Origin of the sequence: Rhodococcus sp. H36-A4, assembly GCF_027158005.1 — a bacterium.
GTDB lineage: Bacteria > Actinomycetota > Actinomycetes > Mycobacteriales > Mycobacteriaceae > Rhodococcoides.
In genome coordinates this window covers 317,437-332,746 of the sequence record NZ_JAPVLQ010000001.1, presented here as the reverse complement: position 1 = coordinate 332,746, position 15,310 = coordinate 317,437, and the positions used below count along the sequence as shown (strand labels likewise).

General features: G+C 62.5%; 13 protein-coding genes. 11 read left to right on the top strand and 2 right to left on the bottom strand.

Annotation, left to right across the window (positions count from 1 at the left end; translation table 11 throughout):
- The first annotated feature begins 53 nt into the window (after positions 1-53).
- Genes O1W68_RS01515 through O1W68_RS01500 form a run of 4 tightly spaced genes read left to right on the top strand, consistent with a single transcriptional unit; the run spans position 54 to position 5,035 of the window.
- Complete coding sequence (locus tag O1W68_RS01515) at positions 54-1,229, top strand: steroid 3-ketoacyl-CoA thiolase (protein ID WP_269301128.1); 1,176 nt, start codon at positions 54-56, stop codon at positions 1,227-1,229.
- Between the two features lie 36 nt (positions 1,230-1,265).
- Positions 1,266-3,458, top strand: coding sequence for an acyl-CoA dehydrogenase (locus O1W68_RS01510; protein ID WP_269301127.1), 2,193 nt, complete (start codon positions 1,266-1,268; stop codon positions 3,456-3,458).
- 40 nt (positions 3,459-3,498) lie between these two features.
- Positions 3,499-4,371 carry a MaoC/PaaZ C-terminal domain-containing protein gene (locus O1W68_RS01505; RefSeq protein WP_269301126.1) on the top strand — a complete coding sequence of 291 codons (873 nt, stop codon included), beginning with the start codon at positions 3,499-3,501 and terminating at the stop codon, positions 4,369-4,371.
- A gap of 13 nt (positions 4,372-4,384) precedes the next feature.
- A complete protein-coding gene (locus O1W68_RS01500; RefSeq protein ID WP_269301125.1) occupies positions 4,385-5,035 on the top strand; it encodes a PaaI family thioesterase in 651 nt (216 codons plus the stop codon).
- Between the two features lie 78 nt (positions 5,036-5,113).
- Here O1W68_RS01500 and O1W68_RS01495 read toward each other — a convergent pair whose 3' ends face one another.
- Entirely contained in the window at positions 5,114-6,775 is a 1,662-nt protein-coding gene (locus O1W68_RS01495; protein ID WP_269301124.1) for a class I adenylate-forming enzyme family protein, read from the bottom strand.
- A 268-nt stretch (positions 6,776-7,043) separates the two neighbouring features.
- On the opposite strand from O1W68_RS01495, the gene O1W68_RS01490 reads away from it, so the two are divergent.
- Genes O1W68_RS01490 through O1W68_RS01460 form a run of 7 tightly spaced genes read left to right on the top strand, consistent with a single transcriptional unit; the run spans position 7,044 to position 14,444 of the window.
- Complete coding sequence (locus tag O1W68_RS01490; protein ID WP_269301123.1) at positions 7,044-8,756, top strand: AMP-binding protein; 1,713 nt, start codon at positions 7,044-7,046, stop codon at positions 8,754-8,756.
- Between the two features lie 53 nt (positions 8,757-8,809).
- Positions 8,810-9,976 carry an acyl-CoA dehydrogenase family protein gene (locus O1W68_RS01485; RefSeq protein WP_269301122.1) on the top strand — a complete coding sequence of 389 codons (1,167 nt, stop codon included), beginning with the start codon at positions 8,810-8,812 and terminating at the stop codon, positions 9,974-9,976.
- Positions 9,973-10,896, top strand: coding sequence for a Zn-ribbon domain-containing OB-fold protein (locus O1W68_RS01480; RefSeq protein WP_269301121.1), 924 nt, complete (start codon positions 9,973-9,975; stop codon positions 10,894-10,896). Before O1W68_RS01485 ends, O1W68_RS01480 begins: the two co-directional genes overlap by 4 nt.
- On the top strand, positions 10,896-12,008 hold the full coding sequence (locus tag O1W68_RS01475) for an acyl-CoA dehydrogenase family protein (protein WP_269301120.1): 1,113 nt from the start codon (positions 10,896-10,898) through the stop codon (positions 12,006-12,008). The genes O1W68_RS01480 and O1W68_RS01475 overlap by 1 nt, the downstream gene beginning before the upstream one ends.
- A complete protein-coding gene (locus O1W68_RS01470; RefSeq protein WP_269301119.1) occupies positions 12,005-12,439 on the top strand; it encodes a MaoC family dehydratase in 435 nt (144 codons plus the stop codon). The genes O1W68_RS01475 and O1W68_RS01470 overlap by 4 nt, the downstream gene beginning before the upstream one ends.
- Positions 12,436-13,614, top strand: coding sequence for a lipid-transfer protein (locus O1W68_RS01465; protein WP_269301118.1), 1,179 nt, complete (start codon positions 12,436-12,438; stop codon positions 13,612-13,614). Before O1W68_RS01470 ends, O1W68_RS01465 begins: the two co-directional genes overlap by 4 nt.
- Positions 13,611-14,444 carry a MaoC/PaaZ C-terminal domain-containing protein gene (locus O1W68_RS01460; RefSeq protein WP_269301117.1) on the top strand — a complete coding sequence of 278 codons (834 nt, stop codon included), beginning with the start codon at positions 13,611-13,613 and terminating at the stop codon, positions 14,442-14,444. The genes O1W68_RS01465 and O1W68_RS01460 overlap by 4 nt, the downstream gene beginning before the upstream one ends.
- A gap of 10 nt (positions 14,445-14,454) precedes the next feature.
- Here O1W68_RS01460 and O1W68_RS01455 read toward each other — a convergent pair whose 3' ends face one another.
- Entirely contained in the window at positions 14,455-15,228 is a 774-nt protein-coding gene (locus O1W68_RS01455; protein WP_269301116.1) for an SDR family oxidoreductase, read from the bottom strand.
- Positions 15,229-15,310 lie beyond the last annotated feature (82 nt).

The window sequence follows — 15,310 nt, the reverse complement described above, 5'->3', positions numbered from 1 at the left end:
CATTTCAGAAATCGACGTCGCCTCGCGCGGCGGTAATGTCTCGAGGAGTCGACATGCTTGCTCAGAACACCCCGGTGATCGTAGAGGCGGCCAGAACACCTATCGGACGTCGCCGAGGGGCCCTGTCCGGTGTGCATCCCGCCACACTCCTCGGCGTGGCGCAGCGCGCAGTTCTCGACCGATCTTCCGTCCCGGCTGCGAGCGTGGGTCAGGTCGTCGGCGGTTGCGTCACCCAAGCGGGCGAACAGTCGAACAATGTGACTCGGCAGGCATGGCTCCACGCCGGATTGCCCTATGGCACCGCGTCGACGACCATCGACTGCGCCTGTGGATCGTCCCAACAAGCAATACACATCGTCGCCGGACTTATCGCATCAGGCCAGATCGACGCAGGCATCGGATGCGGCGTCGAGGTCATGAGCCGGGTCTTTCTCGGACAAGCCGCCACTCCGGACACCGGAAACCCGTACCCCCCCGACTGGACCATCGACATGGGGGACCAGTTCACCTCGGCGCAACGCATCGCCGAGCTTCGCGGGATCACGCGGGAGGACGCCGACGCGTTGGGTCTTCGCTCGCAGCAGCGGGCCGGCCGCGCGTGGGCAGACGGGGTGTTCGAGCGCGAAATCGTCCCGGTCGATGTTCCTGTACTGGGCGAGGACGGTGCCCCTACCGGCGAGAGCGTCCGTGTGGAACGTGATGGCGGGCTGCGTGAGACGAGCGCGGCCGCCCTCGCCGGACTCTCGTCCGTGATGCCCAACCAGATTCATACCGCCGGTAACTCTTCGCAGATCAGTGACGGCGCCGCCGCAGTGCTGTTGATGAGCGAGGCACGGGCGCATGAGCTCGGAGTTCGTCCGCGTGCTCGAATTCTGGCGTCCGCCATGATCGGCTCGGACCCTTACTACCATCTCGATGGTCCAATCGAGTCCACCGCACTCGTGCTCGAGCGTGCCAAGATGTCGCTTGCCGACATCGATCTCGTCGAAATCAACGAGGCCTTCGCGTCGGTGGTGTTGTCCTGGGCTCAGGTTCATAACGCAGACATGTCGAAGGTGAATGTGAACGGTGGCGCCATAGCGCTCGGGCACGCGGTCGGATCGACCGGAGCTCGTTTGATCACCTCGGCGTTGCACGAGCTCGAACGCTCCGACAAGTCCACCGCGCTGGTGACGATGTGTGCCGGTGGTGCTCAGTCCACAGCGACGATAATCGAACGCATCAGATAAGCGCGCATCCCACCGACGAGAGAGCCGAGACCTTTCATGACCATGGCACTGACCGAAGACGCACGGGACCTCACCGATGCGGTTCGCGCATGGGCATCCCGTACCGTCACCCCCGATGTCCTGCGTAGTGCAGTCGATGCCGATACCGAGAAGCCGCCCGCCTTCTGGGGCTCACTGGCCGCGCTCGGCGTACTCGGCCTTCATCTGAAGGAAGAAGTCGGCGGCGCTGGTTGCGGATTGAGTGAAACTGCCGTGGTAGCAGAGGAACTCGGTAGAGCTTTGGTTCCGGGGCCGTTCCTCTCGACCGTCCTTCTCAGTGCCGTCCTCGACGAGACAGGTCGCAGCGAGGAGCTCGTTGGGTTGGCAGACGGCTCGACGATAGGCGCGATCTCGCTGCACCCCGGCTCGTTGCGCCTGAGTTCGCAGGCGAATCGGCATGTGCTCGACGGGGCGTCGGACTTCGTCATGAGTGGTCAGGTCGGCGATCTCTTCTTGTTGGCGGCACTGGATGACGACAATAGGACGGTATTCGTCGTGGTGCCTCGAGGCAGCCTCGAGGTCGCAGCCGTGGAGAGCTACGACCTGGTGCGACGCAACGCAACTGTGACAGCACACAGTGTGTCGCTCGAACCCGGCGACGTCGTATCGATCGATGCCCAGCGGGTATTGGATCTTGCGGCAACTCTGTTCTCCGCCGAGGCATCGGGTGTCGCGGACTGGGCGGTACGCACGGCCGGTGACTACGCGCGAACGCGTCGCCAGTTCGGCCGGGTCATCGGTCAATTCCAAGGCGTCAAGCATCGCATCGCACGCATGCTCATTCGTAGCGAGCAAGCACGCGTATGTGCGTGGGACGCCGCTCGTGCGGCAGACGGTGGTGCGTCTGCCGCGGAGGTATCGCTGGCTGCTGCCGTTGCAGGAGCTACCGCGCCGGGTACTGCATTCTCCTTGACGAAGGACTGCATTCAAATCCTCGGCGGCATCGGTTATACCTGGGAACACGACGCACACCTCTACCTGCGGCGGGCGCAGACTCTGCAGATCATGCTCGGCTCGACCGCTTCCTGGCGTTCGCGGGTCACGGCTGCGACGCTCGCCGGGGCCCGGCGTTCACTCGAAGTCGAGCTTCCGCCCGAAGCTGAGCAGGTCCGCGCGACGGTACGATCCGAGCTTGCCGCGATTGCCGATTCCGAAGACACCGACCGCATTCGGCTGCTGGCTGAAAAGGGCTACACAGCACCGCATTTGCCGTCGCCATGGGGTCGAGGGGCAGATGCAGTCGAGCAACTCGTAATCGCCGAGGAACTGGCGTCGTTCTCTCTCGTTCCCTACGACATGATCATCGGCAACTGGGTCGTTCCCACGCTCATTGCGCACGGCAACCCCGAGCAGGTCGAACGCTTCGTACCGGCCAGCCTCCGCGGTGACATCCGTTGGTGTCAGCTGTTCTCCGAACCCGGCGCAGGCTCCGACCTTGCCGGATTGAGCACGAAGGCCACGAAGGTCGAGGGCGGCTGGCGGTTGCAGGGCCAAAAGGTCTGGACGTCCATGGCGCGCGAGGCGCACTGGGGGATCTGTCTTGCACGCACCGACGCATCGGTGGCGAAGCACAAGGGATTGTCCTACTTCCTGGTGGACATGCGCAACAGTCCGGGCCTCGATATCCGGCCTCTGCGCGAGATCACCGGCGAATCGTTGTTCAACGAGGTCTTTTTCGACGACGTGTTCGTGCCGGACGAGATGTTGGTGGGGGAGAGTGGCGACGGTTGGAAGTTGGCTCGAACAACGCTTGCCAACGAACGTGTCTCGCTGTCGAACGATTCATCTCTCGGTTCGGGCGGTGAGGCTTTGTTGAGTCTCGCCGCAGAACTGCCCGGCGGCCTCGATGCCGGGCAGTCCGCAGTCCTCGGCGAAGTTCTGTGCGACGCCCAGTCAGGTGGTTTGCTTGCATTGCGCACGACGCTGCGCACACTTGCAGGCGATCAGCCGGGGGCGGAATCCTCGGTGGCAAAAGTCATCGGCGTGGAGCACATTCAACAGGTGTGGGAAGTGGCGATGGAGTGGGCCGGACCGTCGTCTCTGGTCGGCGAACAGCCCAGAAGTTCGGCACAGCACATGTTCTTGAACGCTCAGTGCATGTCGATAGCGGGCGGTACCACCAATGTTCAGCTCAATATCATCGGCGAACGGTTGCTAGGACTGCCACGGGATCCAGAGCCGGGTAAGTGACCATCGGACAACCGCACTCGAAAGATCGAAGGAACCCTCAATGGCTATAGACCTCGAAACAGCGCTGGCGGCGGAGCCGACAGTGCGCGAGATCTCGTGGACCGACCGTGATGTGATTCTTTATCACCTCGGCGTCGGCGCGGGTGAGAACCCACTGGACCCTGCTGAGCTGGGCTGGGTGTACGAGAAAAACCTACGTGTGCTGCCGACCTTCGCGCTGGTTGCTGGAGGTGGTATTTCAGCGGGTGTCTCCAAGAGCACCGGTCTGGCGATGCCAGGCGTCGAAGTGGATCTGCGCAAGCTCCTGCACAGCGGCCAATCGCTGATTGCACATGCACCGATACCGCCGACCGGCAGCGCCCGCATCACGACGCGTGTGGCGAACATCTGGGACAAGGGCAAGGCAGCAGTGATCGAACTCGAACATGCTGCAACCGATGATGACGGCCGTGCACTGTTCACGACGGTGATGCAAATTTGGGCTCGTGGCGAGGGCGGCTTCGGTGGCGAGGCCGGACCGGACACCACTGACGCCGTGCCGGATCGGAAACCGGATCACCTTCTGCAATCTTCGACCCGTCCCGATCAAGCGGCGCTCTATCGCCTCAGCGGTGACCTCAATCCACTGCACATAGACCCGAGCATCGCCGCCGCGGTGGGATTCGATCGGCCTATCTTGCATGGACTCGCGTCCTACGGGATCGTCTGCAGGACAGTGACCGAGCGTCTGTTGGACTCCGACCCGAGCCGAGTCAGCGATTTCTCGGTCCGTTTCGCCGGGCCCACCTATCCGGGTGAACCACTCGAGACCTCGGTCTGGGAAGAAGACGGACTCTTGATTCTCCGCACGAGTTCTCCCGAGCGCGACGGACAAGCCGTCCTGACCCACGCATCCATGAAAGTAGTCTCATGAACGGAAGCGATCTGTGAACGCCGGAACACACCCCACTCACGACACCAGCCCTTCAGGGACGGTGCTCACCTCGGGTCGCAGTGATTCCGCCGTCGATCGAGCCACCGAGGCCGCCAGGCGAGTGATCGACGCGCTGCTGCGTACCGATCGCGGCAATGCCAACCTCGAACGGGTAGCCGAGGAGTTGAACGGTGTCGCCCAGCACTTGGAAAGTCACTCTCCCGCTGTGGAAGAGCGGCTGATCGACATGTGGAACGGCGAGGGTGTGACGAGGCACGATCCGGTTACCGGTCTCGAAAATGCAATTGCCCCTCCGCTGGTGCTGGAAGGTAAGTCCGACGGCTCGGTCGAAGGCACCGTCGAATTGACGCTTGCGTACCAGGGCCCCCCGGGGCACGTGCACGGAGGCGTGTCGGCACTGCTGCTCGATCACACGCTGGGAGTTGCCAATGCGTGGTCCGGAAAGTCCGGCATGACAGCACAATTGAACATTCGCTACCATAGCCCGACGCCTTTGTTCGAGCCGCTCACCGTCACTGCAAAGCTCGACACCGTCGACGGGCGCAAGATCAACACTGTCGGCAACATCAGGACAGCGGACGGTCGAATATGCGTTTCCGTCGAGGGATTGTTCATCGATAAAACGGTGCCACGTCCACGCTGAGCCGAGTGGTCGAGCTGGAAAGGACAACGGCGTCGCATCGGATTTTCACCCGGTGCGACGCCGTTGTCGTGACTTCTCCTACACGCTGATGTCGCGCCTCGAAAGCTTCCCGGTTGCGTTGCGGGGCAAGCTGTCTCCGGTGATTCGCCAGCGGGTTGGCACTTTGTAATACGACAACCGCTCCGCCGTCCACTCGCGCAGTTCGCTTTCCTCGAGCACAGCGCCTGGTCGAAGAACCACCACCGCAGACACCTCTTGGCCGAGATCGGTGTGCGGTGTTCCGATGACCGCGCATTCGAGCACGTCAGGGTGTTCGTCGAGGCACTGCTCGATCTCGACGGGATAGACGTTCTCTCCACCACGAAGGATCAGATCCGACCGCCTGCCGGTCAGTCGAAGTCTGCCGTCCTCGATCAACCCGAAGTCTCCGGTTCGCAACCATCGTCCCGGTGAGATCGCGGCTTTGGTTGCCGCTTCGTCTTCCCAGTATCCGAGCATCACGAAGGGACTACGTACACATATCTCACCTTCGGTGCCGTCGGGAAGCCATTCGCCGAACGGATCACGGATTTCCAGGCTGACAGTGATGATGGGTCGGCCCAGGGTTCCGGGATGGCGTTCGAGGTCCGGACCGGCAGCGACGGCGATGGCCGTGCTGCACTCGGTCAAACCGTAGCTGTCCACCAGGGAGTTCTTGGCGAACGGAACCTCTTGGCGCAGGCGTTCTTTGAACGCGATCGACGAAGGCGCGGAGGCAAGTGCGAACGAGGTCAGTGAGCTCAGATCGAAGCGATCGAGATTGCCGTGTTCGACGAGACGGGCAGCCATGGTGGGGACCGCGCCCCAGTCGGTCACTCGCTCACGTTCGACGAGACCGAGGATGGTGTCGACGTCGAAGGCGCCTTCGTTCATGACGACCGCGCCACCGGTTGCGAGGCGGGGGATCACGAGATTGTGAAGGCTGGCGATGTGGAACAGGGGCGAGGTGAGTAGGTACTTCTTCTCGCTCGGGACCGACGGATCGAACTCGACACCGCTGAAGGCTGCGACGAGGGCGTCGCTGAACCGATGGTAATCGACCACTGCGAGAATATTCCGCTGCGAGTGCAGAGCGCCCTTGGGCTTTCCGCTCGTCCCGCTCGTGTAGAGGATGGCTGCGGGATCGTCTTCGTCGACAACGGTGGTGGGGAGCTCGGCACCGCGGTATTGCTCGAAGATCCTCGGTAGGTCTTCCTGCATCGTCAGTACCGGTACCTCGACGTTGACGGCTGCCAATGCGTCAGCACGTTTGGTGTCGGCGATGATCACACTTGGCCGGCTGTGCTTGACGCCGTATTCGATCTCGCGGGGAACCCACCAACTGTTCAGGGCAACGGTAATGGCACCGAGCGACTGGGTCGCCCAGAACGCGACAACCCATTCCATGGAATTCGCGGCAAGAATCGCTACACGATCGCCTTTGCCGACCCCGTAGTCCTCGCGCAGAGCAGTCGCCAATGCTGCAGCGGCGGCGATATGGTCCGCGTACGACATCCTGCGGTCGGCGGTGACGAGGTAGTCTCGCTCACCCCATTTCGCTGACGCTGCCAGCAATTCTCCTACTCCCCGTGTCCGGTGCTTCATCACGGGCATACGGGTACCCAGGACAGGCTCCTCGGTCAGTTCGAACCTCCCGCCGGGGCCAGTGAGCCGGGTGATCACTTGATCCAGGAAGAACTGCGGATCAGTAGAAGCGGTCATCGAAAGGGCCTTTCGTCCTCGGGCAGGTGTACCGCCACAAGATGGCACGTAGCGCTCAGTGGCAGACGGTCGTTGCCACTGAGCGAGACTCCCCCCCGGGCAGTCACCATCCGCCGATACGTTACGGGAGTATTCGGACCTGGAGGACAGTTATGACCATAGATCTCGACTCGCCCACCGTGCAGGTCGATCATTCGGCACCGGCCACATTCGGGCCGATCACGCTGCGCAGCCGCAACATCGAAACAACGACGACAGAGATGTGCGCATGACTCAGGACTTGGCTTCCGAGGAGAAGACCCTTGCGCTGGATGACGAGGGGCATCGCGGGACCATCGCGGAGATGCTTCTCGATCGACTGGGCGATCACCACGACGGACTAAGAACCCGCGAACAGGACTGGACGTGGCACGAGGTAGTCCACGAGAGTGCAGCGCGGGGTGCGCTGGCCGAGTCGATGCGGGTCGACGGACCGTTCCACATCGGTGTCCTGCTCGAGAACACCCCTGAATTCGTGTTCTGGCTCGGTGGCGCGGCGCTGGTCGGTGGAACGATCGTCGGGATCAACCCGACCAAGCGGGGCGCGGAACTCGAAGCCGAGATTCGCTACGTCGACTGCCAGTTGATCGTCACGGACACTGCCGGTATGTCCATGCTTTCCAGCCTGGATCTGGGCCTGACACCGGATCGTTTCGTCCTCGTGGACGAGCCCGAGTACCTGGACAGATGCGCCGGTTCGATGCAGGAGGCACCGGTAGTATCACCGTCGGTCGACAGTTCGAGCCTGATGTTGTTGTTGTTCACCTCTGGGACGACGGGTGCGTCCAAAGCGGTCCGCTGCAGTCAAGGTCGGCTTGCCAGGCTTGCCTACACCAACTCGGCCAAGTACGGACATTCGCGCGACGACGTCGACTACTGCTGCATGCCGTTGTTCCACGGCAACGCACTGATGGCGCTGTGGGCTCCGGCTCTCGCCAACGGCGCCGTCGTGTGCTTGACCCCCAAGTTCACCGCGTCGGGATTCCTGCCTGATGTGCGATTCTTCGGCGCGACCTTCTTTACGTATGTCGGGAAGGCTCTTGCCTACCTGATGGCGACGCCGGAATCCGAGGACGACCACGTCAACACACTCGTGCGAGGATTCGGTACCGAAGCGTCCCCGGAGGACAAGGTGGAGTTCGTTCGGCGATTCGGAGCCGAACTGTTCGAGGGATACGGATCGAGCGAAGGCGCCGGTTCGGTAACTCTGGATCCGAATGCACCGGCGGGCGCGCTCGGTCGTCCCGCTCACAAGAACATCGCAATCGTGGACCCCGAGACGCGTGAGAAGAAAGGTCTCGCCCGGTGCGACGAGTACGGCCGGGTTCTCAACCCAGACGAGTCCATCGGTGAGATGGTCGATATGGCCGGCGCGTCGGCTTTCGAGGGCTACTACAAGAACGAGAGCGCGATCGCGGACCGGTTGCGGCACGGCTGGTACTGGACGGGCGACCTCGGCTACATAGACGAGGACGGCTTCATCTACTTCGCCGGACGCAAGGGCGACTGGATTCGGGTCGACGGTGAGAACACCTCGGCCCTGTTGGTCGAACGCATCTGTCGGCGGTATCCATCCGTCATCGCTACCGGTGTCTACTCGGTGCCGGACCCGCGTTCGGGTGATCAGGTCATGGCTGCGCTGGAGGTGCCCGACGTCGAGGCTTTCGACGCCGCGGGCTTCGCAACGTTCCTCACCGCGCAGGACGACCTGGGAACCAAGTCGGCGCCGCGCTTTCTTCGAGTCTCGGCGAACCTTCCCGTGACCGGTTCCAACAAAATCGTCAAAAACCAGCTGCAGCAGCAGAATTGGCGCTGCGAGGACCTGATCTTCCGGTGGGAGGGTCGAGGGGCTCCTCAGTACCGGTTGATGACCGAAGAAGACAAAGATCTGTTGGAAAAGGAATTCGACACCTATGGGCGTCGACGGTTCCTGTCCGCCTGAGTCGATCCACCCATTGGTAGTGACAGCCGGAGTCAGGCACGAGGAGTATTGAGATGGATCTCAAGGAAACACCAGAACAGAGCGCTCTCCGGCAGGAGTTACGCACATATTTTGCAGAGCTGCTGCCGCCGGAGAAGCGACGCGTCGCCGGAGAGCAAGGGGTCGGCGGCGAGTACTTCCGGGAAATAGTGCGGTTGCTCGGCAAAGACGGATGGCTCGGAATCGGCTGGCCCGTGGAGTTCGGCGGCCAGGGACGCTCTGCCGAGGATCAGTTCGTGTTCTTCGACGAGGTTCAGCGGGCCGGATTGCCGTTCCCGTTCGTCACCGTCAACACGGTCGGTCCGACGCTGATGAAATTCGGTACCGAAGAGCAGAAAGAACGCTTTCTGCCCGGCATCCTGGCGGGCGAGATCGTCTTCGCCATCGGCTACACCGAGCCCGAGGCAGGCACCGATCTCGCGTCGCTGCGGACGAAAGCAGTCCGGGACGGTGAGGACTGGGTTGTCAATGGCAACAAGATCTTCACCAGTGGCGCCAACACGGCCGACTATGTGTGGCTCGCAGCCCGCACGGACCCGGATGCGCCGAAGCATCGCGGAATCTCGATTCTCATCGTGCCCACCGACGACGAGGGCTTCAGCTGGTCGCCCATCAACACTGTCGGTGGATTGATGGTCACCTCGACGTACTACAGCGATATTCGCATCACGGACGCCGAAGTGGTGGGCGAGATCAACGGTGGCTGGCAACTCATCACGGCGCAGCTCAATCACGAACGGATCGGCCTCGCCGCGCTCGGCGGCCGAACCCTCGGTCTCTGGCGTCAGGTATTCGACTGGGCGCAAGACAACGGTGCCCTCGAAATTCCCTGGGTGCGTATCGAATTCGCCCGCACCCACGCAAAGCTCGAGGCGATGCGGCTGATGAACTGGAAGATGGCCGCTGCCGTCGCACAGGACACCTTGTCCGGAGCGGACGCGGGCGCCATCAAGACCTACGGTACGGAAACGCACATCGAGGTCTACCGCGCGCTGCAGGGCATCCTCGGTGCGGTGGGGCGTCTTCGGCCCGGTTCTCCCGGTGCAGTTCTCGGCGGTCAGATCGAACAAATCTCCAGGCAATCCGTCGTGAACACCTTCGGCGGTGGGGTCAACGAAGTCCTGCGCGACATGGTCGGCACGATGGGCCTCGGCCTGGTTCGCGCCAAGAGGAACGCATGATCGAGGTGAGCGCGCGCCTGCGCGAATTCGAGGGCGCGGTATTGGTCCCACCGACACTCGGACCGGACCCGGTGAATGCGCCGATGATCAGACATTGGACGGAGGTCATGGGGGGCGGAGACTCGACGGTTGGGGATCCAAAGCATGCCGACGGTTCGGTTGCACCCGCCGCGATGCTCCAGGTGTGGACGATGAAGTCCTACACGGACAAGATGTCCGGAGTCGACCCTTCGCCGACCTGGACCGAACTGATCGCGATCCTCGACGAGGCCGGATTCACCTCGGTGGTCGCGACCGATTCCGATATGGAGTTCTTCCGGGAGCTACGTCCGGGTGACCATCTTCAGGTGTCGGAAGTCGTAGAAGCAATTTCCGAGGAAAAGAAGACCGGGCTGGGCGTCGGGCATTTCATCACCACGCTCAAGACGTATCGCGATACCGACGGCATGGTCGTCGGAACGCAGCGGTGGCGTACGTTGCGGTACCGGCCGGCTCAGAAAGCCGTTGCTCGCGCCCTGCGACCTCGTCCGGCGCTGAACGACGACAATGCGTTCTGGTTCGCAGCCGCTCTCGAACACCGGTTGGTGATACAGCGATGCGCGTCCTGCGGTGTGCTTCGACATCCGACCGGTCCGATGTGTGGACAGTGCCAATCCACCGACTGGGACACCGTGGACGCGTCAGGGCGCGGTCATGTGTACAGCTTCGTCGTCAACCACCATCCACAGATCGATGCCTTCGACTATCCGTTGATCGTCGCTGTCATCGAACTCGAGGAGGGCACTCGCTTGGTCGCCAATATGACCGGCATCGAGCCCGCGGACGTCACCATCGACATGGCCGTCGAGTTGACCTGGATCGATGCCGACTCGGATCTGACTTTGCCTGCCTTCCGGCCTATTTCATCTCAGGAGCACTGATGGATTTCAGTTTCAGCGAAGAGCAGCGAACGATCGGTGAACTTGCCGCCGATGTCTTCGGAGCGCGCGCAAGCACTGATCGAATCGTGGCCGTGGAGGCCTCTACGGATCGGATCGATCGGGACCTGTGGGACGAGCTCGGCCGCACCGGTGTGCTCGGTATCGCGGTGAGTGAAGAATTCGGTGGAAGCGCCCTCGATTTCTCCGCACTCTGCGTCGTGCTCGTCGAACAAGGGCGCCGGGTTGCGCCGGTCCCGCTGTGGCCACACCTTGTGAGCGCGTTGGCCATCGACGAGTTCGGAACCGAGAATCAGAAGAACGAGTGGCTTCCCGCCGCAACCGATGGTTCGAAAATGCTGACGGTCGGACTCGAAGGTTTCGGTCCCTTCGGTAGCGGTGCACCGTCCATGACCGCCGCAGAGGTCGACGGCGTCTGGCGCGTGACGGGATCGAAAGTTGCAGTCCCGTCGGTACATGTCGCCGCACGAGTTGTGGTCTCTGCCGAAACATCCTCGGGCCCTGCGCTCTTCCTGTTGGATCCGTCTGCCGACGGTGTGAGCCAGCAGGTCAACGAATCCACTACACACGAACTATGTGCAGATATCACCGCAGAGGGTGCGCGCGTCGATATTCTCGGTGCAGCCGATGGCAGTGCCGTCGGTAAGATCGAGTCTTATGTCGAAATCGCCTTGGCTGCAGTTCAGTTGGGTGTCGCCGAGAGTGCAGTGACGCAGGCGGTGGCGTATCTGAACGAGCGAGTCCAGTTCGGGCGACCGCTCGCCACGTTTCAAGCGGTGGCGCACCAGCTCGCCGACTGTTACATCGACCTCGAGGCTATGCGTGTCACCCTCTGGCAGGCAGCCTGGCTGCTGTCGGCGGGGGAGGACCCGGGTACGTCGGTGTTGGTCGCCAAATGGTGGGCCAGCGACGCCGGACAGCGAGTCGTGCACCGAACACAGCACGTCCACGGTGGTATCGGGGTGGATACCGAGTACCCGATTCATCGCTACCTGCTGTGGGGCAAGCAGATCGGAGCCACCCTGGGAGGCGCGGCGTCCGATCTGAACCGGCTCGGCGACCTCTTGGCAACCGGGGTCGAGGTCATCGCATGAGCAACCCCGCGGTGAGAGATCGAGTATCGAGTGATTGCGTAGTGGGAGAGGAACTACCGGAGTCGGTCGTGCCGATCACGCGGGCACTGATCGTCGCAGGTGCGCTCGCGACGCGCGATTTCCAAGACGTTCACCACGACGCCGTGCAGGCAGTCGCGCGGGGGTCGAAGGACATCTTCATGAACATTTTGACCACCAATGGTCTGGTGGGACAGTTCGTCAGCGCGTGGGCGGGCCCTGCTGCGACCGTGCGAAGAATCAAGGTCCGGCTCGGGGCGCCCAACTATCCTGGAGACGATATGCATTTGAGTGGAACGGTGTCCAGCAAGGACGGCGACACGATTGTGGTGACAGTGCGCGGCCGCAACAGTCTCGGTGAACACGTCAACGGGACTGTGACCGTGGCGTACGAATCCCCGGGTGCTCGATGAGCAACCAACTGTCCGGTGCTGCAGCCATTGTCGGAATCGGTGCCACCGAGTTCTCCAAGAATTCCGGGCGCAGCGAACTTCAGCTCGCCTGCGAGGCCATCGTTGCAGCCTTGGCAGATGCCGGTATCGATCCGTCCGAGGTCGACGGATTGTCCACCTTCACTGCCGAGACGAACGGTGAGGCGATCGTTGCTCGCAACACCGGTCTCGGTGAACTGAAGTTTTTCTCGCGCATCGGATACGGCGGCGGGGCCGCATGTGCCACCGTGCAACAGGCGGCGATGGCAGTCGCCACGGGCGTCGCCGATGTCGTCGTCTGCTATCGCGCATTCAACGAGCGATCCGGTACGCGTTACGGCTTGGGCCAGCACGACCGGCCGATGGACAGCACGGCCGATCGGGCCGCGTACGCGTGGCTTACGCCGCAGGGCCTGTCGACTCCCGCTCAGTGGGTTGCGATGTTCGCCCGTCGTTACATGCACGAATACGGCGCGACGAGTGAAGACTTCGGCCGCGTCGCCGTGGTGGCCCGGGCACATGCTGCGGTCAATCCCGCCGCGTGGTTCTACAACCGGCCCATCACACTGGAAGATCACCAGAATTCTCGATGGATCGCCGAGCCGCTGCACTTGCTGGACTGCTGCCAGGAAACCGACGGCGGTCAGGCATTGGTCATTGTTTCTGCCGAGCGTGCGCGGGATTTGAAGCATGCCCCGGCGATCGTCCGAGGTGCTGCGCAAGGGTCGGGTCGAGATCAGCACATGATGGCGAGCTACTACCGCTCCGAGATCACCGGCATTCCGGAAATGGGAGTGGTAGCGAAGCAGTTGTACAGCCAGAGCGGGTTGAAGCCGGCGGATATTTCCGCCGCTGTCCTCTACGACCATTTCACTCCATTGGTGCTTCCGCAGCTCGAGGAACTGGGCTTCTGTGGGCGAGGCGAGGCGAAGGATTTCATTCGCGAAGGAAATCTCGACATCGGCGGATCTTTGCCCACGAATACGCACGGTGGTCAGCTCGGGGAGGCCTACCTACACGGTGTGAACGGTATCGCCGAAGCTGTGCGTCTACTGCGTGGGACGTCGACCACCCAACCGAACGAAGTGAACAATGTACTGGTCACTGCCGGTACAGCCGTGCCCACCAGTGGGCTGATCCTAGGACGCGAGCAATGAGCCCGACCGAACAGATCCCCATGACCCCGGACCAGTGGAAAGGCGTGGATCTCGGCACCCGGACGGTGTCCTACGAAGAGAAGGACGCCATCCTCTATGCGCTGGCGGTGGGAGCAGAGGCCGGCGAGTTGGACCTGGTCTTCGAGAAGAACCTTCGTGTTCTGCCCACCTTCGCGTTGACCCTTGCACAATGGGCGCCCGACGAGTTGGGCTCACGTGGCGGCTTCGATACCACCACCGCACTTCACGGATCGCAAAGCATGGAGGTCATCGCCCCGCTACCCACGAGCGGTTCGATCACCATGCAGGCATCGGTGGGCGAGGTGTGGGACAAGGGTGCGGCGGCCGTCTTCGAGGTAAAGGTCGAATCGCCGTTCTTCGTGGCAACCTGGGCAATCTTCGCGCCGGGGTCGGGTGGCTTCGGCGGCGAGCGAGGACCGGCGAAAACGACCCGACCCGAGCAGAGTCCCTCCTCGACCGATGTGCTCCGCACCAGCACAAATCAAGCTGCGCTGTACCGACTCACCGGCGATCGCCACCATATCCACATCGATCCGAAGGCGGCCGAGACCATCGGTCAGCCGCGACCGATCATGCACGGGCTCTGCACTCTGGCGGCGAGCACACTCGCGCTGGCCCGCAGGCTCGGTGTCCACCCGGCCGATCTCTCCAGCGTGAGCGGGCGTTTCGCAGCGCCTCTCTTCCCGGGAGACTCACCGGACCTGCTTTCGTGGGACGAGCCCGACAGCACCGCCTTCGAGTTGGTCCGCGACGGGCAGCCGGTCATCGCCGGGGCCCGTGCGCGGTTCCACTCGCACTCGCGAGAATGAGCGACCGAGGTCAGGGATGGGTTGCCAGGTAACGGGCGGGGTACTCCCCGCCTCCATGTACCGCGAGGTCTGCTCCGTTGACGTAGGACGCCCACTCGCTGGAGAGGAACAAGCACGCTCCGGCGATGTCCTGGGGAACGGCCATCCGGCCGATTGGAAGGGTACGGACTACAGCCGCACCGCCATCGTCGCCGTACACCGCGGCGGCGCTGTCGGTGCGGATGAGGCCCGTCGTGATGTGGTTGATCCGTACTTTCGGGGCCCACTCCAGTGCAAGGGCCTTGGTGAGCACCAGAAGGCCGGCTTTGGCTGCACTGTAGGCGGCGGTTCCGGGTTGCGGATCATGTGCGGAAACGCTGCCGATGTTGACGATCGAGCCACCTTCGGGTTGCGTCTGCATCACCGCGTTGGCGGCCTGCGACACATTGAAGGGCGCGAGAAGGTTCAATGCCACGATCTTCTCGACGAATCGTGGTGAGACGGTTGCAGCATCGGCGTCCGGTGAGCCACCGGCATTGTTCACCAGCACATCGAGTCGGCCGTGCGCTGCGAGAGCGTCATCGATCAATCCTGCGGCGTCCGCTGGATCACGGACGTCCGTCGCACGGAATGTCGCGCTGCGTCCGTCGAAGCTCGGCAACGACTCGGGAACTGTGCGGCCACAGACCATTACGTCCGCGCCGGCAGCCAAGAACGCCGTGGCGATTTCGAAGCCGATACCTTTGGTGCCGCCGGTGACGACGATGCTGCGGTTGGAGAAGTCGAAAGCTGGAGGGGTAGTCACAGTAAATCCTTTTTCGATGATGGTGGAATCGGTGAAATGCCGATTGTTGAACAGAACGCATTCGGTTACGGTCGGCGGACGA

What these genes read in the sequence shown, in the direction of transcription:
- O1W68_RS01490 (WP_269301123.1), top strand. Translation starts at nt 7,044, where the DNA reads ATGACTCAGGACTTGGCTTCCGAGGAGAAGACCCTTGCGCTGGATGAC.
- O1W68_RS01485 (WP_269301122.1), top strand. Translation starts at nt 8,810, where the DNA reads ATGGATCTCAAGGAAACACCAGAACAGAGCGCTCTCCGGCAGGAGTTA.
- O1W68_RS01495 (WP_269301124.1), bottom strand. Translation starts at nt 6,775, where the DNA reads ATGACCGCTTCTACTGATCCGCAGTTCTTCCTGGATCAAGTGATCACC.
- O1W68_RS01480 (WP_269301121.1), top strand. Translation starts at nt 9,973, where the DNA reads ATGATCGAGGTGAGCGCGCGCCTGCGCGAATTCGAGGGCGCGGTATTG.
- O1W68_RS01475 (WP_269301120.1), top strand. Translation starts at nt 10,896, where the DNA reads ATGGATTTCAGTTTCAGCGAAGAGCAGCGAACGATCGGTGAACTTGCC.
- O1W68_RS01460 (WP_269301117.1), top strand. Translation starts at nt 13,611, where the DNA reads ATGAGCCCGACCGAACAGATCCCCATGACCCCGGACCAGTGGAAAGGC.
- O1W68_RS01470 (WP_269301119.1), top strand. Translation starts at nt 12,005, where the DNA reads ATGAGCAACCCCGCGGTGAGAGATCGAGTATCGAGTGATTGCGTAGTG.
- O1W68_RS01510 (WP_269301127.1), top strand. Translation starts at nt 1,266, where the DNA reads ATGACCATGGCACTGACCGAAGACGCACGGGACCTCACCGATGCGGTT.
- O1W68_RS01505 (WP_269301126.1), top strand. Translation starts at nt 3,499, where the DNA reads ATGGCTATAGACCTCGAAACAGCGCTGGCGGCGGAGCCGACAGTGCGC.
- O1W68_RS01515 (WP_269301128.1), top strand. Translation starts at nt 54, where the DNA reads ATGCTTGCTCAGAACACCCCGGTGATCGTAGAGGCGGCCAGAACACCT.
- O1W68_RS01465 (WP_269301118.1), top strand. Translation starts at nt 12,436, where the DNA reads ATGAGCAACCAACTGTCCGGTGCTGCAGCCATTGTCGGAATCGGTGCC.